The sequence below is a fragment of the Phytobacter sp. MRY16-398 genome (genome assembly GCF_003925915.1).
In the GTDB taxonomy this organism is placed as follows: Bacteria; Pseudomonadota; Gammaproteobacteria; order Enterobacterales; family Enterobacteriaceae; genus Phytobacter; species Phytobacter diazotrophicus.
The window spans coordinates 131,565-149,390 of the sequence record NZ_AP018757.1; the positions used below are offsets into that span (position 1 = coordinate 131,565).

Below are 17,826 nucleotides of genomic sequence, written 5' to 3' on the forward strand. Positions count from 1 at the left end.
TCACTGATCCAGACGACTGAAACTCAGCTCCCTGTAACCGTCCTGGCAGAGCTGGCGGTACATCCGGCGCGAATCGATAACGCATAACTGAATATTAGCGCCGTGACCGGAGGGCTATCCGGTCACGGCATCACCATCAACGTAACGTAGAGGAAACACTAATGGCTGACACCAATACTAAGGCAAAAGCACCTGCCAAATCCACCCGCGCACGAAAAGCGACTGCCGTACAGACTGCCAGCGTGGAGGCGGCACTGGCACAGTCTCCGCTTGAAATGGTGGCATTTTCTGATCTGGTCGATACGGAATATAACGCCCGTATTATCCCGCACACCCCGGAAGAGATTGCGAGTCTGGCGGCGACTATCAAAGCGGTGGGTATCCTGCAAAACCTGATTGTCATTAATCTGCCGGGGGGCCGCCGGGGTGTGGTCGGGGGACGTGGGCGCATGACCGCCACGGCAAAACTGGTTGAAGAAGGTTTTATCGCCGCTGACCAGCTTTTTGTCCCGGTAAAGGCCATCCCGGTCGAACTGGCAAAGGATGCATCCTACATCGAGAACATGAAGCGCAAGGCCATGCATCCGGCAGAACAGCTTATCAGTTTCCGCATGCGTTCAGAGGAAGGGCAGACCGCCGCACAGATTGCTGATCTGCTGGGCTACACGGTACGCCACGTGGAGCGCTGTCTGAAACTCGCAAACCTTGCCCCGGAACTGATTCAGGAACTGGCAAACGATGCCATCACCCTGGAACAGTGCCAGGTACTGACGCTGGAGCCTGATCAGGCCCGTCAGGTGCAAATCTGGACGGCGGCAAAACAATATTATGGCAACGGCGTCCCTCAACTGACCTGGCTGCGTAATCAGATCGTATCCGGGGAAATGACGATGGCCTCTCCGGCATTCCGATTTGTTGGCCCGGAAGCCTATGAAGCCGAAGGGGGAGCACTGCGCCGCGATTTATTCTCGGTAGAAACGGAAGGATGGGCAGACACCCTGCTGGTTAACCGTCTTGTTCAGAGCAAACTTGATGCAGAGGCGCTGCGCCTGCAACAGGAAGAAGGGTGGGGCTGGAGCCTGGCCCGTATTGAACCTGTCAAAAATTACCATCCGGATAATAAATCCTGGTATTTCGCCATGCCTGAACCGGAGTACACCGCTGCCGAACGGCAACGCATTGAAGCACTGGATGCTGCCCTTGAGGAATCCGATAACTATGACGACGAAAACCAGTTCCAGCAGGAACTGGAAGATCTGGAGGCGGCGGCAGTTAATCGCCAGCTGACACCGGAATTTAAGGCGGGTCTGGGCATTGTGGTTTCCATGAGTCGTGACGGCAGCGATTTTTACATCCAGCGAGCCATCGGCAAAGTGGAAGACCTGCCGAAAACCCGTTCACAGGATGCAGACGTTACAAATGAAAACGGCGTGATCACCCTGCGTCAGCCGGACATCAAAGCAGACGCATTTTCAGCAAACCTGGTCGAAACGCTGTCCGCTGAACGTTCCCTTGTCACTCAGGCTGTCCTCGCAACAAGCCCAAAAGTGGCGATGGCGCTCCTGACCTGGACATTCTGCCGCGAGGTGTTTGAAGGGGACTGGTGTACAGGTGTGCAGGCCCCACTGTGTATCAATCTGCATCAGCAGACCTGGACACTGCAAAGTAATGCGCCGTCAGGCAGGGAGGGGGCGGCATGGCTGGCGATTCAGGGACAACAGGCAGCACTCCAGGCAATGCTTCCTGCGAACTGGAAACAGGATTTTACCTGGTTGCTCGAATGGAGCGAGCAGGCTGTCCAGGCACTGCTGGCCTTCTGCGTGGCCTCTGCCGTCAACGGAGTGCAGAAACGGGCAAACGGCAAAACAGACCGCAGCCCACTGGACGTGCTGGAAACCGCGCTCGATATCGACTTGTACGACTGGTGGCAACCGACCGCTGAGAACTATTTCAGCAAAATCAGCAAAGATCAGATTGCCGATGCGGTGCAGGAGGCCGGATTTGCCGAACGCTCCCGCGACGTCCTGAAACTCAAAAAAGGGGATGCCGCTACGCTCGCGCAGGACATTCTCACTGACACTCGCTGGGTGCCGGACTGGATGACCCGTCCACAGCCGCTGACCGCTGCCGACGACGCCAGCACCGACACGACCGCCACCCCTTCCGCGACAGACCACGCCGCATAACTCAGGAGACGGTTGCCCCTTCGGGGGCAACCCGGAGAACAGCCATGAAATACACACTTGAGAACCTGAATTTTATGATCCCCGCAGAGCTGGAATCTGTCCGCGAGCAGGGCGACGAACCACGCCGCCAGTTGAGTGATGCGGTGGTGGGCATGATTGACGTCCCGGCAGGCTGGCGCGTTAACGCCGAGTACCGTGGCGAGTTTGGCGGTCTGTTCCCTGTGCAGCTGCGCTACGCGCCGGACGAAAACGACGAATATTTTCTCTGCCTGTGCAGTCCAGGCGAGACGCTGCCAGCCTGGACGCTGTTTCTGCTGTCCGGCGACGGCACACTGGCACGCGTTCTGCACCAGGCTGATGTCCTTGCGCCTGATACGGTTGCGAACCTGCTTTCTCAGGTGGCGGGGATGCACCGCTTTCACTGTACCGCAGCCACGGTGGCGGATTTTCTGAATGCGGAGGTGGTGGCATGATCCCGAATCACTTTTCCCTGGTCGCTGTTAATCCGTTTCAGCAGGCCGTACAGCTTGCCATTATTGACGTTGAATCTTCCCTGATGGCAGGAAAACGGCTGGGGCGTTTTCCCTGGGCGATGGCGTTACTGAGACGCTTGCGTGCGGAGCAGGCAGGCCGGATCACCGCGAAAGATGTTATGTGCGCCACGTCAGGTTATGAGCCGGGTAGCCGGGACGGCTACAACAAGGATAAATACATTGAAGCCCTGGACCGCCTGATTGAAACGCGCGGGGATGTCTGTCCGATGCCGTTGTCCGGGTCGACCGTGGATATGTATTTCCCGGAGGTCAGATTCCGGGAGCGTGAGCGGCATTATCGCCGTTTCGATGTGGCGGCATCGCGCCGCAGCCGACAGCGGGAAAAGGAGCAGCACCAGAAAAGACGGCGTTATCAGACTCAGGTGGCGCAGGCCGAAATTGACCTGGCGTTTGTCACGCCCGCAGGACTGGTTGCGTGGTATCAGCGGCAGGAACGACAGGGGATTTATGACGATGACCTGATCGACATGGTTCAGTCCTGGAGCAGTCGGTTCAGCGGTCTGCCGTATGACTGCCTGTACTCCGGGCAACCCCTGTGGGCCATTATCAAACAACTGGAAGAACCACTTGCAGGCCGGTCAGAGGCGGAACACTGGCTGGATTCTCTCAGCCTGCCCAATAAACTCCGGGATATGAGACGAGGATGACGCTATGCAGTGGATGTATTCCGTGCGCTGGAGCCTGCGGCATCTGCCCTGTCCCGGCGAAAAAGAACTTATCAGGATGATCGTCCCGGCGGGAGCCGTTGCGCCGCCGGAGGTGCTGGCGGCACACACGTTCAACAGTGGCTATGCAGTCTGCATCGATTTTCTGTCTGATGAGGAGATAAAACGCTGGTCCCCGGAGCGTAAAGCCGCGACACGGAAGCGTAATCTGGAACGCAGGGTCAACAGGCTGGCGCCGTTGTTTGCTGACGAACTGATCGCGCGGGAACTGGAGGCGAGGCCGGACTATTTCAGTGGAAAATAGTCGCAGATAACTGCCTGAAAATCGGGGAGAGTCCTGGTGAAAATACCCGCTTCCGGGGTATAATGGCGGTGGCGCTTGAGGCTTTTTGCCTCATGATGTTCAGGTGGTTTGTTGCCATGTTGTGTGGCAAAAAGCAGAAAGCCCCGAGTAATTTTTTCAATTAACCCGAGGCTTAATCTGTATGACTAGACACCAACAGATTAGCCGCTTACCTGCCGAAAGGCAAGGAGAAGTCAGCTATTGTTAACACCAAGCTGTAATGTCCCCTTTGAACCATTCTAAAATGTCCCCAGACAATTCTCTGGGGGATTTTTCATGATCAAAGAGACTGTTACGATGAGTCATAAGGAACTCCACCGACTTCAGATTATTCAGGAGTCAATTAATCGACATATTACTCAGGAACAAGCTGCGGCACGCATTGGCATTTCTATTCGGCAGGTTAAACGTCTGGTGCAACGGTATAGAAATGAAGGGCCTTCTGGTCTGGTTTCCCACCGACGTGGAAAGCGTCCTAATAATTCCTTTTCTACTGAATTCAGAGCAACAGTAATTTCACTCCTCAAAGGCCGTTACGCTGATTTTGGACCTACGTTTGCGTGCGAAAAATTGCGCGAGATACACGGTTTATCTTTATCCGTTGAAACTCTCAGAAAGTGGATGATAGAAGAGGGGTTATGGCGTGAACGCCGTCGTAAAATTGCCCGTATATATCAACGCCGCATGCGACGACCATCTTACGGTGAACTGATCCAGATTGATGGCTCACCTCATGACTGGTTTGAAAATCGAGGCCCCAGATGTACACTGATCGTTTTCATTGATGATGCCACCAGTGCGTTGATGGCGTTGCGTTTTGTGCCTGCTGAAACAACCCGGGCTTACATGGAAACCCTCCGGGGTTACCTTAATGATCATGGCGTACCGCTCGCTCTCTACTCTGATAGACACAGTATATTCAGGGTAAATAACCCAGAGCGGGAAGGTGAGCTGACCCAGTTCACTCGTGCGATAAAGACACTGGGCATCGAGCCAATCCATGCCAACAGCCCGCAGGCAAAAGGGCGGGTAGAGCGCGCCAATCAGACACTACAGGACAGGCTGGTCAAAGAAATGCGGCTTCAGAATATCAGTGATATTGAAACAGCAAATGCATGGTTGCCGACCTTTATTGAAGCCTATAACAACCGGTTCGCTACGTCGCCTCGTACTACTGATAATGCTCATCTTGATGTGCACCATTCTGAAGAGGAACTGGGTTATATCTTCAGCCTACAGGCGAAGCGCGTTCTGTCTAAAAATCTCACTTTCCAGTACAAAAGCAGTGCGTTTCAGGTACGCAGTGAGGGCCGGGGATATCGACTTAGGCATTCGGTTGTTACTGTATGCGAGAACTTTGACGGTGAAATTAACGTTCTGTATGACGGGAAAGCGCTGGGCTGGGAAAAGTATGTTGATGGCCCGGAGCCTATACCACTGGATGATGAAAAGAGTGTCCATGAACGAGTGGATAATGCCCGTATTGATTTACGCTCAAAATACTATGTTAAACCTAAAGCTGACCATCCCTGGCTTACGCGCCGAACGCAAAGTCATCAGCAAGTTAAGCCCCCGAAGTTACCTAAAAAGAAGCCTGATCCCGATAAAAAAGATTGAAACCAAGATCGATTCGGTTGAGTGCATATCCATTCATAGGGTAGATTCTTAAGTCGCGTTTCTGGTGTTCATTTTCGGGTGGTTTGTTACTTGTTTTACCGGGGATATGCCAGAAACGCGCTGAGTCAGTCTGGGCGGTGCGCGTAATGCGGCGTTATGGTAAATAGCCTATGCTAATGTCCGCTAAGAGCGAGAAGCGGACGTTTGGTTGACGAACTATATATATAAAAAAACATAGCCCGTCAGAATTGTGTTTTAGGGTTTGCTGATAACTGCAACATATAAAATTGAACCATCATTTTCATGGCTTACCGGTCCACTGACCCGTACCAGGTCCTGAGCATCGAAGTGCTGCCCGTTCCAGACTTTCTGCGGGATGCGGACTTTGATGGTACCGGTTGGGTCGCGGAACGTATACCACTCGTCCTGCTGCTGGCTGACAACATTGCCTTCCAGTGTGATCCACGCCCCTTCGTGCATTGACGATACGATCTGAATCCGGCTTTGACTATTCTCCTGCTGAACTTTATGACCGGCATACATGTGCTCAGTGACGACAGGCTCTTTCTCTGCGGAGAAGCCACCTTGCGCTGCCAGAGCAGGAATGGCGATGAACGAAGTGAGTAACACTCCGGTGACGAACTGACTGAAATATTGTTTTTGCATAGCAGATTCCATTTATAATTTTACATCCCCCATGGGGGATATTGTCGATGATAAATGAGCGGCTATAAAAGCTCAATTCCTATCCCCGGCAGGGGGATAAAAATATGATGGGCTTCAGAAATATAAAACCCACCGGTTGGTGGGTTCAGGCGTGAGATTCATACAGGAGAAAATCAGCTCGTTACGCCGATCCAGCCGTGATAGCCCATGTAAATGCCGACAAGTGCAATCAGTACGCTTGAGAAGTATGGAGCCCGCCGCGCCAGCGTATCCAGGCCACTCCAGCGTTTGGTTGCCTGACGAACGCTGAAAGCCGCCGCTGCGCCCACTGAAACCAGCGTGATCGCTAAACCGATGCTGAAACACAGTACCAGCGCGGCACCGAGCGTAAATTCCTTCACCTGGATGCAGAGCAGCAAAACGGTAATGGCTGCCGGGCAAGGAATAAGGCCGCCGGTCAGGCCGAACAGGATTATTTGTCCGGTGGTTACGCTGCGATTCGCAAAACGTTTTTTGATGTCGTTCGCATGCGCTTTTTCGTGAGCATCCTGATATTCGCGAGAATTAACATCCAGACCTTCCAGCGAGGAATGATCGTGGTCGTGTTCATGTTCACGGAATTCCACATCATAATCATGCACATGGCCGCGATGGCCTAAAGACAGGCGAACATCAAAGCTGTGTGGCTCCGGGATCGCCAGGGCCGATTCCATAAACCCGTCTTTTTCGACGAAATCAAATACCTGTGAAAATGTCCCTGGACCACGGTTGGTCACCAGAGAAATGTCGCGAGCTTCCCATTTCTTGCCGCTGAGCGAGCGTAAACGCCAGTGAGGGGGTTGTCCTTCTTCGAAAATCGAGAGTTCAACGCTGCCATGGCCCGTATCGATGATGCGGGTTTCGTCATGATCGTGATGACCGTGGCTGTGTTCCTCTTCCTGCTCCATCTTCCACAGCTTTTCGCCGCGCCAGGTTCGCCAGAACATCCATGCCGCCGTACCGAGAATGATGACGGCGGAAATCAGCTGAAACCAGGGTTCGGCTGATTCAGCAGTGAATTTCTGACTGATATACATTCCGCCGAACGCAATGAGCCAGACAACAGACGTATGAGAAATTGTCGCGGCAAGCCCCAGTAATACCGCTTGCTTGACCGTTCCCCGGATGGCCACAATAAAGGCGGCCATCATCGTTTTGGAATGCCCTGGCTCCAGTCCGTGAAGCGCACCGAGCAAAATAGCGCTGGGGATGAACAGCCAGGCATTGGCCACGCCTTGCTGTAAAAGAGTGGAAAAATCAGTCATGTTTCGCTTGCCTTAAAGATATTTAGTTATCTCTTTAAATTCGCTAAGCGTCTTATCAGACTCCGTGTGGTCAGCATGAAGGGCATCCTCCAGGCAGTGATCCAGATGGTCATGAATTAAGGTACGCTTCGCATTCGTTATCGCCTTTTCCACAGCGTGCAGTTGCTGGGCGATATCCAGACATGCTTTCTCATCTTCGAGCATCTGGATGGTACTTTTCAGGTGCCCTGCGGCACGTTTAAGTCTTTTAATAATGTCAGGGTGTGATGCATGAACGGTCATGGTTTATCCTCTCCAGGTGGAAGGGATAAGATAATGTGTATCAACGCCATGGTCACACTTTTTATCGGCTTATCCTCTCCTGATACGTTGTCTTTTTTTGGGAAATTACTTCTCTTTCTTCGGCCAGGACGGATGTTCATCGTCAATGACGAAATCATGCTCATGGGTCGATTCGTTGTTTGTTTCCGGGTCTTTGTGGCTGTGAACCTGAGCGTACACTTCATGCTCAGGACGCCAGATAAGTACGGCGGTGACCAGCGACAATGTTGCCACAACAGTCAGGGCGATGAATGAAGCCTGTGTCCCCCATGCCGCACCAACCCATCCGGCCAGCGGATAAGTCACCAGCCAGCATGAATGTGACAGTGCAAACTGGGCGGCAAACAGCGCCGGTCTGTCTTCCGCTGTTGACGAACGGCGCAGCAGGCGACCACCCGGTGTCTGAGAAAGTGAATAGCCCACCCCCAGCAGTGCCCAGAGCACAACCAGCGTGATGTAATCCTTCAGGAAAATGCCTGACCCCAGGCCAATGACTAAAAGCGCCGTACCTGCAAGCATCGGCATACGGTCGCTCATGTTGTCGAGGAGTCTGGGGAGAACCAGGGCCGATACCATGGACCCCACGCCGAAGAAGGCCAGCGCAATAGCGGTAGACCGCTGTGAGAAACCAAAGTCCGCCTGAACCAGAACGACGGTGTTGACGATAACCATTGCACTCGCTGCCGCTACGGCCATGTTGAGTGCCAGCAGGCCGCGCAGTCTGGGCGTTTTCAGGAAGATGCGCATACCTCGTGTAGTTTTGTCATAGATGCTGCGTTTGACCGTTAACGCTTTCATCTTCGGCAGTGTCACGGAAACAACCAGAGCTGCTGAAGCAAGGAACCCGACTGCCGTACCGGCAAACAGGTTGTGGAAACTCATGACCGTCAGCAGTGCAGCCGCCAGCATAGGGCTGATGACGCTTTCAAGATCGTAGGCCAGACGTGACAGAGACAGCGCCCGGGTATATTCACGTTCGTCAGGAAGAATATCCGGGATAGTTGCCTGGAAAGTAGGCGTAAACGCCGCCGAGGCAGCCTGAAGAATGAAGATCAGGATGTAGATTTCCCATATCTGGGTGACAAAAGGCAGCGTGATAGCCACGAGAGCGCGAACCAGGTCCAGTGTTACCAGCATGGTGCGACGCGGGAATTTATCGGCAAAAGCCGCCGCCACGGGCGCAACAAGAATATAGGCGCTCATTTTGATAGCCAGCGCGGTACCCAGCACTGCCCCGGCTCTGTCACCTGCGAGATCGTAGGCCAGTAACCCTAACGCAACGGTCGCCAGACCGGTGCCAATAAGGGCGATAACCTGTGCCATAAACAGGTGGCGATAGGTACGATTAGAAAGAATGTTGAGCATCAGGAAATCTCTTGGTTTGAAATCACATCCCCCCCAGGGGGATATTCAAAGCATAGAGGGACCTGAAAAAAATGACAAGCTTTATCCGGGTGAGGAGGATACTGATTCGTCTGTTATCTTGGATGTTAAATAAAAAAGCTTCAGGTATCCCAGCGTTATACCTGAAGCAGCATAAAAAGTGTCGAAGGTGTTATCGCCGCTTCCCTGCGCAGCCCCTCCTGACGAGAAGGGAATTAACTCAGTTGTCCCAGACAGGTTTTCAGGCTCAACCGGGTGGCTTCAATATCACTATGGATAATGGTGCACCAGTCATCACGGTTAGCCCGAATGACCTCCAGCCAGTTATTCAGTGCCTGATTAAACGCCATGGTTTTCTCGCGCTGCGGCCAGCTCATCTGGTTAGTGCTGTAAATGTCCTGCCCTGGCTGCGGCATTAGTACGGTTTGCTGCGTCGACATCCGGGAAGTCACCGGCCAGGTATCAGAGTTGCCATCCCAGGAAGGCATCACCGGGAAACCCGCTCCGCGCAAGGCCATATCCCAGGTGGCATCAAACAGGTATGTTTTGCCCTGTAGCTCAAAAGCCACAGTGTCATGAAATCCCTGTGTTTGCGGCAAAATTGCCAGAATATCCGCAGGTACAGGCAAATCAGCCCAGTCAAACCGCACCAGCTTTCGCTTTGCCGTAATGCCACCATCGGTCAGCAGTCGTTCGGCAGCAGCGGCTTTATGACGGCAGTCGCCAAAGCCCTGCTGAAACAGACTCATGCTTTCGCCATTCCATGCACCGAGCTGATAGGGTATCCGCCTGACCAGCTCAAAAATGGCTCTTCGCAGTTCAGTTGAGCCAGGTTTAAGCCCGAGCGACTGCAAAACCCAGCCCGGCGTTATCGCCTCTTGTTGATTGCGGCGGGTGTTTATTTTTTGCCATGTTTCACTGACTTTTTCAGCCAGAGAGGCTGCCAGGGTTTCCCCCGGCAGTAATGTTGTCATCAGCAACGCTCCTGTGGTGGTGAGAAAATGTCTGCGCGTCAACATATCGGGCGTTACACCTCTACGTTGCGACGAAGCGCCGACATAACCAGTGATTCACAGACCACTTCTTCATCCTCTGCCCGCTTTACGCCGGGGAAGACCATCTGACTTACCGGGGACGAACGAAGCCGGTGATAACGGGCAATCGCGCCATTCATTCCTCCCATTTGCTTACGTCTGACCAGCCGCAGTCCGTGCTCCCAGGCGACTTCATCCATCGCGCTCGCCAGAACAGGGTCATGGTTGAAGATCAGGACGCCATCCTCTTTCAGCAGGCGTGCAGCGCTGCGAAGGAAAGCCGTGTAATCCTGTTCGAAATAGGCCGCTGCCTGGGAGTAGATAATATCGACCTCACCTGCCTGAACACCTCTGTTTTCCAGCGCTCCCAGCCCGGCTGCTGTCACGTAAGGATGCTCAGTCACGCCTTTTGGCAGCGATGCATGCCACGGTGTGAGATTAGTGAAGTGCAGGAATACGCTTTCCCCAAGTTGCTCCCTGAACTCCCCGGAAAGCCCGGAAATCGTCGCCTGATGGCCGGCACATTCCTCAGCGCGAAAACCCGCCCAGGCGGCACCAATTTCCAGGAAGGTGACTTTCCCGTTTTTGTGGTGAATGTTTTTCGCATAGTGGGCGATGTCGAACCCAATTTCTCGCGCCAGGCGAAATGAACCGCCGCTGGATGTCCAGGGGCCATCAAAGCCAAAGGCAAGGATCGCTTTGAGCATCGAGCCCGTTTCCTGATGCATCATTTTCAGGAACAGAATGACTTTACGCCGTGAAGGAACCGGGACATTCGGACGCATTTTTTTGGCCTGAAGGTCGCGATTAACGCCCATGCAGAGCGTCTGCCAGTGCAGGGGATCAACACGATAATTGAGTGCAGTGAAATTACGCGCAATCTCTCGACGCGCCTGGATAGAGTCTTTATACATAGCCTCTCCGCTAAATCTGAAGTTGATTAAAGCCGGGCAGCAAAAACTGCCGGTAACAGCGATCAGATCTGGCGGATGCTGGGAGGACGGTAAATGATGTCCGTGGCCTTAACCGGGCTACGAAGATCGGCAAGCGGCAACCATCTGTCTGTTACAGGAGAGAGGGAAATCTCTACAGAGGGCGGCTGCTCAGGGGTTTCATGGAAATGGTCTGTCTGATGATGGCCTGCGTGGCCAGACTGAGGGATATCCGAATCGTGAGAGTGATCCTGCATTGACATGGTGACTTCTGCGTCATGCAGATTCATCTCGTAGCCTGTCAGGCCGTTTGTACCGTGCGACGCAAACGTCACCATCGACGACATCATCATGCCAATGGCCATGATGACGATCATCAGAACATAACGGGGCGAACGTTTAAACATCGGGTACATCGCTGATTGCTTTCCTCAATAGACAATGACAACGGTATAAAAAGATTAGCATCCCCCCGGGGAGGATGTAAGGGCTGGAATGTAAAGTCTTGTATTGGCGATATGAATAAAAAGGCCCGCATAATGCATCAGCGACCGGGGCGACCAGAATATAAGCAAGCATCTTCATTGCCAGCGCCGTTCCCGACTCCCCCTGCCCTGTCGCCCGCCAGCAGGCCCAGTGCAACGGTAGCAAGACCGGTACCGATAAGAGCAATTATGAGCACCATAAAAAGATAGCGATATGTACGGTTAGAAAGACTGAAAATATGTAGCAATCTCTACCATATGTATTAATCTCTACACTATGAAACTACATATCCTTATTCTGACACTGCCCACTGAGCAGGCCACATTACGTATGCGTGTCTGGCGGGCATTAAAAAATACCGGTGCCGCCATGCTGCGCGACGGCGTTTATCTGTTGCCTGAAGCGCAACAGAGCCATGAGATTTTTAACGAGATGAGTCGTGAAATCAGCGGTGAGGGAGGAACGGCCTTTGTTTTTGACGCAGAGACTTCCGACGAAGAGAAAATTCGCCCGTTATTCGATCGCTCTCAGCAGTACCTGATCCTGATGGAGAGCCTTCAGGTTTGTAAAAACGACCTTAATGAGGAAACCGCGGTCAGCCAACTGAAGATGGTAAGAAAACTTCGTCGCGAGCTGGATCGGATTGTGGCGATTGATTTCTTTCCTGGTGAAGCGCAGGCGCAGGCCATTTTTGCCTTGTCAGAACTGGAAGCTGGCATTAACAGGTTCATCTCTCCCGGAGAGCCTCATGCCGTCAGTGGCTTGCTGACACGGCTGAAGCCTGAGGATTTTCATAACAGGATCTGGGCTACGCGTCGCCGGCCATGGATTGACAGGCTTGCCAGCGCCTGGCTTATACGGCGTTTTATCGACCAGGATGCGCAGTTTCTCTGGCTTAAGGATGGCAACGATTGCCCGGAAGAGGCGGTGGGGTTTGATTTTGATGGCGCGACCTTCAGCCACATCGACAATCGTGTGACCTTTGAAGTGCTGATGGTCCGCTTCGGGCTGACGGGGGATGCCCTGAATGGTCTGGGGATGCTTGTGCATTACCTTGATGTTGGCGGGGTTCAGCCCCCCGAAGCCGCTGGCGTTGAAAGTGTACTGGCAGGATTGCGTGAAAGCATTACGGATGATGACACATTACTCACAGCGGCCTGTTCGCTGTTTGACGGTCTGTTAACGACGTTTGAAATGAGGTCCGGCCATGATGAACAAAACGGAGTTGCTGACGCTGGCAGAGGAAAACGTTAAGCCCAAGCCGGTCCCCCTGAAGGAGGCGTTCTGGTTCTGGATGAAGCTGGGTTTTATCAGCTTTGGCGGTCCTGCCGGACAGATTGCGATCATGCATCAGGAACTGGTCGAGAACCGGCGCTGGATTTCCGAGTCCCGTTTTCTCCACGCACTCAATTTCTGTATGGTGCTGCCCGGTCCGGAAGCTCAGCAACTTGCCACCTACATTGGCTGGCTGATGCACAGGACCTTGGGCGGAGTGATAGCGGGTTTGTTATTTATCCTTCCCTCACTTTTTATTCTTATCGCGTTGTCGTGGATCTATATCGCCTGGGGAGACGTTGCCATTATTGCCGGTATCTTTTACGGCATTAAACCCGCCGTGGCGGCAATCGTGCTGCAGGCGGCGCATCGCATCGGCTCCCGTGCGCTGAAACACGGTGCCCACTGGGCCATAGCTGCTGCGGCTTTTGTGGCCGTTTTCGCCCTGAACGTTCCTTTTCCCGTCATCGTTATTTCAGCAGCGATAACTGGCTTTATCGGCGGACGCATCGCGCCGGAAAAATTTCACAGCGGCAGCGGGCATAACAAACAGGAGAAAGCCGCCGTTGATGCTGCGGTTATTGACGATCATACGCCCGTACCGGCGCATGCCCTGTTCAGCTGGGCGAAACTGTTAAGGATTGTGGCAGCGGGTGCACTGCTCTGGCTTATTCCCATGACGGTGCTGACGCTGGGGCTGGGCTGGGCGCATCCGGTGACGCAGATGGGCTGGTTCTTTACCAAGGCTGCGCTCCTTACCTTCGGTGGGGCCTACGCCGTCCTGCCATACGTTTATCAGGGTGCTGTCGTCAATTTTGGCTGGCTGACTGCCGGGCAGATGATGGACGGGCTGGCGCTGGGAGAAACCACGCCCGGCCCGCTGATTATGGTGGTCACGTTTGTCGGATTTGTGGGCGGGTATACCCATGCCGTTTTTGGCGCGGATATGCTGTTTGTCGGCGGCGCCGTTGCCGCCTGCATGGTGACCTGGTTTACCTTTCTCCCGTCCTTCATTTTCGTGCTGGCAGGCGGGCCGTTTATCGAAACGACCCACAACAAGGCGGGTTTCACGGCACCTTTAACCGCCATCACAGCGGCCGTAGTGGGCGTCATTGTTAATCTGGGGCTGTTTTTTATCTGGCATACCGTATGGCCGGAAGGCGCAAAGGGAGGGATCGATATCCCTGCCGCCCTGATTGCCGTCGCCGCTGCGTTTGCGCTTTTCAGATTAAAATGGAAGGTTACGCACGTTATTGCCATGGCGGCTCTCGCCGGGCTGATACTCCGCCTGACCGGGCTGTCAGCTGTGTGAAAAGGGGCAGGTTATCCTGCCCCTGATTTATCAGATAACCCGTTTGATGTTCAGGTAGTCGCCGGTTGTATCAAGCTGGATCGTGATGGTCTCAGAACCACGATTTCGCCAGAACCAGCCATGTTTACCCTCGAACGCGGCCTGTAAAACGCCGTCTCCGGATGTGATCTGCCGGGCTTTACCATAGCCATGGTAGAAGCCTTTCGGGGCGTTGACCGGATCGCCGTGCGCATCCACGTTTACCGGTCCGGAACTTGTCCACTGATAGGTCACGCGGGCATCTTTGCGCATTTCCAGTTTAACTTCAGCAGCTTCGTTAGGCTTCAGGGTGATGAGCATCTGATGACGTTGCGAGCCAGCCGATGGTACTTCCGGCGCGCGCGTGGTCGCCGGAACGCTCAGCTCCGGGTAGGTGTTCTGCGTTATTGCCGGAGGATTATCCGGGATCGGTCGCTCATTAACTGGCGCAGCCAGCTGTCCTTGCTGAACAGCGCTGGCCTGATTATCGGCATCAGCTTCTTCGGCAAGCTGCGTTTTGATTTCTCCCATCTGCTTAAGCCCCAGTAAACGACCCACGCCAGTAGGATCAATGCCGTATTCCGAAGGCATGACGACGGTGATCAGCAGCGTCAGCGCCACGATGGCGGCGAGGATAGTGGACTGCATCAGTTTGATGGCAGAAGGTAATTCTGCGCGTGTTGGTAAATCAGTGTTGTACATTGTTTTGTCTCCCTCAGGCTAAAATGTAGCCACAAAGCTGGTAACTCATTAACAGAAATCCCGCGCTCATCATCACCACATTGGCGGTATAAGCGTGTCGGAAAAAGCTCGCCGTTTGCCGCCAGTAGCTCATAACGATCAGGATGGCGCTCAGCGCGAGCAGCTGGCCGATCTCAACGCCAATGTTGAAGGCAATCAGGTTGACAAACAGGCCATCGGGAGAGATTTCGAATTCCTGGATTTTGGTTGCCAGACCAAAACCGTGGAAGAATCCAAAGATGAGCGTCGCAAGCTTCGTGTTGGGCTGAACGCCAAACCAGCGCTGGAATGCCCCGAGGTTATCAAGCGCTTTATAGACCACGGACAGCCCGATAATGGCGTCAATAAGGTAAGCACTGACGCTGATATCAAAGAAGGTGCCGATGAGCAGCGTCGTTGAATGCCCGATAGCGAACAGGCTAACGTACAGCCCGATATCACGCATTTTGTAGAGAAAGAAAATCACCCCGAACAGAAACAGCAGATGATCGTAACCGGTCACCATGTGCTTCGCGCCAAGGTAGATAAACGGGATGATGTTCACCCCGGTGATTTCCTGGATGTACCCTTTGTCGCCTTCCGCCACGCCGTGCGCATACGCGCCCTGGCTGTAGAAAAGCAGTAACAACAGGAAAAACAGACAAGCCGAACGCGCCTGAGCTGAAAGCAGGCGAGCGCTCAACCGGCCCTGTGTATCAAGGCTGGTATACATAAAAATCCTTACATGTTGAATAATAACGAATTAGCAGAAGTTATTACGCAGACAGGATTCTCGGAGGGCGTTCGGGGGTGGACTGCGGCATTTGCAGTATTTGTTCTGAACTCAACGCATATATCACCCGCATGCCCGGATTCCATGCGTGCAGAGTAGGCAGAGCAAAGAGTTTATTCAGATCGTGGGAATGATCGGCATTGAGGTGATGCACGCTACCGTGGGAGTGAAACAACAATGGATCGTGCTCATTCAGTGGTTCATCGCTGTCGTGTTGATGGTCACTGATGGACGTTGTTTCCTGAACGCTGTATGCAGCCTGTGGCTTTGCCATAAACGAACTGCTCAGCACGGCAACAGCCATGATGATAAGCACGATTCTGGAAATGACTTCACGGCTGATAAACACAGTTAACGGCATCCTGATGATACAAAGTAACAACGTGCGTAATGTATCCGCTATGCTGGCTTGATTTCAATAGTTGTTTTGAGTTTGGTTTTGTCTGAAATGTTCAACAAATCCTGCCGTCCACTTCTGGCACAAAGCGGACAGTGATCACCGTTCTTACGACTACTTTCTGACTTACTTCGTGACTTGCCCTAAGCATGTTGTAGTGCGATACTTGTAATGACATTTGTAATTACAAGGGGTGTAAGACATGGGTAGCATTAACCTACGTATTGACGATGAACTTAAAGCGCGTTCTTACGCCGCGCTTGAAAAAATGGGCGTAACTCCTTCTGAAGCGCTTCGTCTCATGCTCGAGTATATCGCTGACAATGAACGCTTGCCGTTCAAACAGACACTCCTGAGTGATGAAGATGCTGAACTTGTGGAGATAGTGAAAGAACGACTTTGTAATCCTAAGCCAGTACGTGTGACGCTGGATGAACTCTGATGGCGTATTTTCTGGATTTTGACGAGCGGGCACTAAAGGAATGGCGAAAGCTGGGCTCGACGGTACGTGAACAGTTGAAAAAGAAGCTGGTTGAAGTACTTGAGTCACCCCGGATTGAAGCAAACAAGCTCCGTGGTATGCCTGATTGTTACAAGATTAAGCTCCGGTCTTCAGGCTATCGCCTTGTATACCAGGTTATAGACGAGAAAGTTGTCGTTTTCGTGATTTCTGTTGGGAAAAGAGAACGCTCGGAAGTATATAGCGAGGCGGTCAAACGCATTCTCTGAACCAAAGCATGACATCTCTGTTTCGCACCGATGGTGACACTTCTGCTTTGCGTTGACAGGAGAAGTCAGCTATGAAACTGCCACGAAGTACCCTGCTCTGGTGCGTGTTAATAGTGTGTCTCACACTGCTGATATTCACTTACCTGACCCGTAAATCGCTCTGCGAAATCCGGTACAGGGACACGAACAGGGAGGTGGCGGCTTTCATGGCTTACGAATCCGGTAAGTAAGCTACCTGGAGGCGGGGGAAACCCCGCCTTTTCAGGGCTGAGGGAGTCCAGGCTTGCCGAAAGCGCCTTTACAAGGGGCTGTCAGTTGTCCGACTGGCAGCCCCCTTTTTGTTCCGGGCGCGACCGCATGCATGAACATCCCGGAAACACTGTTCCCCTCCGGGGAACGGGGGGAAGGGCGGATGCGCCTGCGGCGCTTCCGCTTTACTCCCGCCACCTGCCCGTTCTCTCCTCATACATCTCCGCCGTCTCCAGCTGCTCGATGGCCATCAGTATCCCGCTGTGGGATTCACTGGTCAGTTGCATGATTTTCCAGTGAAGCCTTTTAAGCTGGTAGACCAGCTGCGCCCGGTCGGTTTCTGCGCCGTTGCTGGCCAGCATCAGGCAGCACTGGCCCACTATCCTGCACGTCTCGTCGTAAAACGCTTCTTCAGCATCAATATCATCATTTTCTGACATGCGAACGCCTCCGGTTGCGCGTTTTTTGCGCAACGCCATCATACGCCGGAGCACCACAAAAAACAGAAAAATGAACCTCTGAAAGCTGGCCCCCTTCGGCTCCCCGTCCGTTCCGGCCGGGTCGTCAGGGCCACACTCCGCTAACCCGGCGGCAGGCCGCCGGCCAAGCTCCGCCGAACCCGCTGCGCGGTTTCGGGCTGCTTGCTAGTGTCCGATGGCGAAGGTCCGGGGCGCGCTTGCTGCGTCCGGGGGACGCGCCGCTCTCACCGGCCGCACGCGGCCTCTCAGGGCAGGGGCACTGTTCTGTCTGTTTTCATGCTCATCCTCCGCCGGTACAGCCTGTTCCGGGCGATGGCTGCGTCAGGCTGCTGTAGCACCGTCATCCGCCTGCCCTGAATGGGT

21 protein-coding genes and 2 pseudogenes are annotated in these 17,826 nt (G+C 53.5%); 10 read left to right on the forward strand and 13 right to left on the reverse strand.

The window, feature by feature from the left end; genetic code table 11:
• The first annotated feature begins 161 nt into the window (after positions 1-161).
• From MRY16398_RS29660 to MRY16398_RS29680, 5 genes are all read left to right on the forward strand, one after another.
• Positions 162-2,186 (forward strand): ParB/RepB/Spo0J family partition protein, encoded by a 2,025-nt coding sequence (locus tag MRY16398_RS29660; RefSeq protein ID WP_125125750.1) that lies wholly within the window; start codon positions 162-164, stop codon positions 2,184-2,186.
• 44 nt (positions 2,187-2,230) lie between these two features.
• Complete coding sequence (gene psiB, locus MRY16398_RS29665) at positions 2,231-2,659, forward strand: conjugation system SOS inhibitor PsiB (protein ID WP_125125751.1); 429 nt, start codon at positions 2,231-2,233, stop codon at positions 2,657-2,659.
• Positions 2,656-3,387: a plasmid SOS inhibition protein A gene (locus MRY16398_RS29670; protein ID WP_125125752.1), complete on the forward strand. Its 732-nt coding sequence runs from the start codon at positions 2,656-2,658 to the stop codon at positions 3,385-3,387. Before psiB ends, MRY16398_RS29670 begins: the two co-directional genes overlap by 4 nt.
• A 4-nt stretch (positions 3,388-3,391) precedes the next feature.
• Complete coding sequence (locus MRY16398_RS29675; protein ID WP_125125753.1) at positions 3,392-3,709, forward strand: theronine dehydrogenase; 318 nt, start codon at positions 3,392-3,394, stop codon at positions 3,707-3,709.
• Positions 3,710-4,024: 315 nt separating this feature from the next.
• Positions 4,025-5,365: an IS1202-like element ISEsa1 family transposase gene (locus MRY16398_RS29680; RefSeq protein ID WP_004196353.1), complete on the forward strand. Its 1,341-nt coding sequence runs from the start codon at positions 4,025-4,027 to the stop codon at positions 5,363-5,365.
• A gap of 255 nt (positions 5,366-5,620) precedes the next feature.
• Here MRY16398_RS29680 and MRY16398_RS29685 read toward each other — a convergent pair whose 3' ends face one another.
• From MRY16398_RS29685 to MRY16398_RS29720, 8 genes and pseudogenes are all read right to left on the reverse strand, one after another.
• Positions 5,621-6,043: a nickel resistance OB fold protein NcrY gene (locus tag MRY16398_RS29685; RefSeq protein WP_032072095.1), complete on the reverse strand. Its 423-nt coding sequence runs from the start codon at positions 6,041-6,043 to the stop codon at positions 5,621-5,623.
• A 161-nt stretch (positions 6,044-6,204) separates the two neighbouring features.
• Complete coding sequence (locus tag MRY16398_RS29690) at positions 6,205-7,335, reverse strand: Ni(II)/Co(II) efflux transporter permease subunit NcrC (RefSeq protein WP_004196366.1); 1,131 nt, start codon at positions 7,333-7,335, stop codon at positions 6,205-6,207.
• A 12-nt stretch (positions 7,336-7,347) separates the two neighbouring features.
• Positions 7,348-7,617 (reverse strand): nickel-sensing transcriptional repressor NcrB, encoded by a 270-nt coding sequence (locus tag MRY16398_RS29695; protein ID WP_004196355.1) that lies wholly within the window; start codon positions 7,615-7,617, stop codon positions 7,348-7,350.
• A 105-nt stretch (positions 7,618-7,722) separates the two neighbouring features.
• Complete coding sequence (locus MRY16398_RS29700) at positions 7,723-9,021, reverse strand: Metal Resistance (RefSeq protein WP_004196314.1); 1,299 nt, start codon at positions 9,019-9,021, stop codon at positions 7,723-7,725.
• 233 nt (positions 9,022-9,254) lie between these two features.
• Complete coding sequence (locus MRY16398_RS29705) at positions 9,255-10,013, reverse strand: hypothetical protein (protein WP_004196325.1); 759 nt, start codon at positions 10,011-10,013, stop codon at positions 9,255-9,257.
• Positions 10,014-10,066: 53 nt separating this feature from the next.
• Positions 10,067-10,987: a methyltransferase domain-containing protein gene (locus MRY16398_RS29710; protein WP_125125754.1), complete on the reverse strand. Its 921-nt coding sequence runs from the start codon at positions 10,985-10,987 to the stop codon at positions 10,067-10,069.
• Positions 10,988-11,049: 62 nt separating this feature from the next.
• The gene (locus MRY16398_RS29715) at positions 11,050-11,412 is read right to left on the reverse strand and encodes a hypothetical protein (protein ID WP_223883548.1); all 363 of its coding nucleotides are present in this window, start codon (positions 11,410-11,412) and stop codon (positions 11,050-11,052) included.
• A gap of 118 nt (positions 11,413-11,530) precedes the next feature.
• Positions 11,531-11,738 (reverse strand): annotated as a pseudogene (locus tag MRY16398_RS29720) (MFS transporter); the annotation flags it as partial.
• Positions 11,739-11,767: 29 nt separating this feature from the next.
• On the opposite strand from MRY16398_RS29720, the gene MRY16398_RS29725 reads away from it, so the two are divergent.
• Positions 11,768-12,745, forward strand: a complete 978-nt coding sequence (locus MRY16398_RS29725) for a chromate resistance protein ChrB domain-containing protein (RefSeq protein ID WP_004196334.1) — start codon at positions 11,768-11,770, stop codon at positions 12,743-12,745.
• Complete coding sequence (chrA, locus tag MRY16398_RS29730; RefSeq protein WP_004196363.1) at positions 12,702-14,078, forward strand: chromate efflux transporter; 1,377 nt, start codon at positions 12,702-12,704, stop codon at positions 14,076-14,078. Before MRY16398_RS29725 ends, chrA begins: the two co-directional genes overlap by 44 nt.
• Before the next feature lie 30 nt (positions 14,079-14,108).
• Here the strand turns inward: chrA and MRY16398_RS29735 are convergent, their stop codons facing one another.
• The 4 genes and pseudogenes from MRY16398_RS29735 to ydfV form a co-directional block, all read right to left on the reverse strand.
• Positions 14,109-14,798, reverse strand: a complete 690-nt coding sequence (locus MRY16398_RS29735) for a hypothetical protein (RefSeq protein WP_004196322.1) — start codon at positions 14,796-14,798, stop codon at positions 14,109-14,111.
• Positions 14,799-14,811: 13 nt separating this feature from the next.
• Complete coding sequence (locus MRY16398_RS29740; protein WP_008460272.1) at positions 14,812-15,549, reverse strand: HupE/UreJ family protein; 738 nt, start codon at positions 15,547-15,549, stop codon at positions 14,812-14,814.
• Between the two features lie 43 nt (positions 15,550-15,592).
• Positions 15,593-15,958 carry a hypothetical protein gene (locus MRY16398_RS29745; RefSeq protein ID WP_009651956.1) on the reverse strand — a complete coding sequence of 122 codons (366 nt, stop codon included), beginning with the start codon at positions 15,956-15,958 and terminating at the stop codon, positions 15,593-15,595.
• Between the two features lie 127 nt (positions 15,959-16,085).
• Positions 16,086-16,184 (reverse strand): annotated as a pseudogene (ydfV, locus tag MRY16398_RS31110) (protein YdfV); the annotation flags it as partial.
• A gap of 24 nt (positions 16,185-16,208) precedes the next feature.
• On the opposite strand from ydfV, the gene relB reads away from it, so the two are divergent.
• The 3 genes from relB to MRY16398_RS29760 all read left to right on the forward strand — a co-directional run bounded on the left by relB (position 16,209) and on the right by MRY16398_RS29760 (position 16,965).
• Positions 16,209-16,448: a type II toxin-antitoxin system antitoxin RelB gene (gene relB / locus MRY16398_RS29750; RefSeq protein ID WP_004196370.1), complete on the forward strand. Its 240-nt coding sequence runs from the start codon at positions 16,209-16,211 to the stop codon at positions 16,446-16,448.
• Positions 16,448-16,735, forward strand: a complete 288-nt coding sequence (gene relE / locus MRY16398_RS29755; protein ID WP_000323025.1) for a type II toxin-antitoxin system mRNA interferase RelE — start codon at positions 16,448-16,450, stop codon at positions 16,733-16,735. Before relB ends, relE begins: the two co-directional genes overlap by 1 nt.
• Before the next feature lie 71 nt (positions 16,736-16,806).
• On the forward strand, positions 16,807-16,965 hold the full coding sequence (locus MRY16398_RS29760; RefSeq protein ID WP_014063856.1) for a type I toxin-antitoxin system Hok family toxin: 159 nt from the start codon (positions 16,807-16,809) through the stop codon (positions 16,963-16,965).
• A 204-nt stretch (positions 16,966-17,169) separates the two neighbouring features.
• On the opposite strand, the gene MRY16398_RS29765 is transcribed toward MRY16398_RS29760, so the two are convergent.
• Positions 17,170-17,424: a DUF2767 family protein gene (locus MRY16398_RS29765; RefSeq protein WP_125125755.1), complete on the reverse strand. Its 255-nt coding sequence runs from the start codon at positions 17,422-17,424 to the stop codon at positions 17,170-17,172.
• Positions 17,425-17,826: the final 402 nt, after the last annotated feature.

What these genes read in the sequence shown, in the direction of transcription:
- chrA (WP_004196363.1), top strand. Translation starts at nt 12,702, where the DNA reads ATGAACAAAACGGAGTTGCTGACGCTGGCAGAGGAAAACGTTAAGCCC.
- MRY16398_RS29700 (WP_004196314.1), bottom strand. Translation starts at nt 9,021, where the DNA reads ATGCTCAACATTCTTTCTAATCGTACCTATCGCCACCTGTTTATGGCA.
- MRY16398_RS29690 (WP_004196366.1), bottom strand. Translation starts at nt 7,335, where the DNA reads ATGACTGATTTTTCCACTCTTTTACAGCAAGGCGTGGCCAATGCCTGG.
- MRY16398_RS29735 (WP_004196322.1), bottom strand. Translation starts at nt 14,798, where the DNA reads ATGTACAACACTGATTTACCAACACGCGCAGAATTACCTTCTGCCATC.
- MRY16398_RS29685 (WP_032072095.1), bottom strand. Translation starts at nt 6,043, where the DNA reads ATGGAATCTGCTATGCAAAAACAATATTTCAGTCAGTTCGTCACCGGA.
- MRY16398_RS29715 (WP_223883548.1), bottom strand. Translation starts at nt 11,412, where the DNA reads ATGTTTAAACGTTCGCCCCGTTATGTTCTGATGATCGTCATCATGGCC.
- psiB (WP_125125751.1), top strand. Translation starts at nt 2,231, where the DNA reads ATGAAATACACACTTGAGAACCTGAATTTTATGATCCCCGCAGAGCTG.
- MRY16398_RS29670 (WP_125125752.1), top strand. Translation starts at nt 2,656, where the DNA reads ATGATCCCGAATCACTTTTCCCTGGTCGCTGTTAATCCGTTTCAGCAG.
- MRY16398_RS29675 (WP_125125753.1), top strand. Translation starts at nt 3,392, where the DNA reads ATGCAGTGGATGTATTCCGTGCGCTGGAGCCTGCGGCATCTGCCCTGT.
- MRY16398_RS29760 (WP_014063856.1), top strand. Translation starts at nt 16,807, where the DNA reads ATGAAACTGCCACGAAGTACCCTGCTCTGGTGCGTGTTAATAGTGTGT.
- MRY16398_RS29740 (WP_008460272.1), bottom strand. Translation starts at nt 15,549, where the DNA reads ATGTATACCAGCCTTGATACACAGGGCCGGTTGAGCGCTCGCCTGCTT.
- MRY16398_RS29695 (WP_004196355.1), bottom strand. Translation starts at nt 7,617, where the DNA reads ATGACCGTTCATGCATCACACCCTGACATTATTAAAAGACTTAAACGT.
- MRY16398_RS29765 (WP_125125755.1), bottom strand. Translation starts at nt 17,424, where the DNA reads ATGTCAGAAAATGATGATATTGATGCTGAAGAAGCGTTTTACGACGAG.
- relB (WP_004196370.1), top strand. Translation starts at nt 16,209, where the DNA reads ATGGGTAGCATTAACCTACGTATTGACGATGAACTTAAAGCGCGTTCT.
- MRY16398_RS29660 (WP_125125750.1), top strand. Translation starts at nt 162, where the DNA reads ATGGCTGACACCAATACTAAGGCAAAAGCACCTGCCAAATCCACCCGC.
- relE (WP_000323025.1), top strand. Translation starts at nt 16,448, where the DNA reads ATGGCGTATTTTCTGGATTTTGACGAGCGGGCACTAAAGGAATGGCGA.
- MRY16398_RS29705 (WP_004196325.1), bottom strand. Translation starts at nt 10,013, where the DNA reads ATGACAACATTACTGCCGGGGGAAACCCTGGCAGCCTCTCTGGCTGAA.
- MRY16398_RS29725 (WP_004196334.1), top strand. Translation starts at nt 11,768, where the DNA reads ATGAAACTACATATCCTTATTCTGACACTGCCCACTGAGCAGGCCACA.
- MRY16398_RS29680 (WP_004196353.1), top strand. Translation starts at nt 4,025, where the DNA reads ATGATCAAAGAGACTGTTACGATGAGTCATAAGGAACTCCACCGACTT.
- MRY16398_RS29710 (WP_125125754.1), bottom strand. Translation starts at nt 10,987, where the DNA reads ATGTATAAAGACTCTATCCAGGCGCGTCGAGAGATTGCGCGTAATTTC.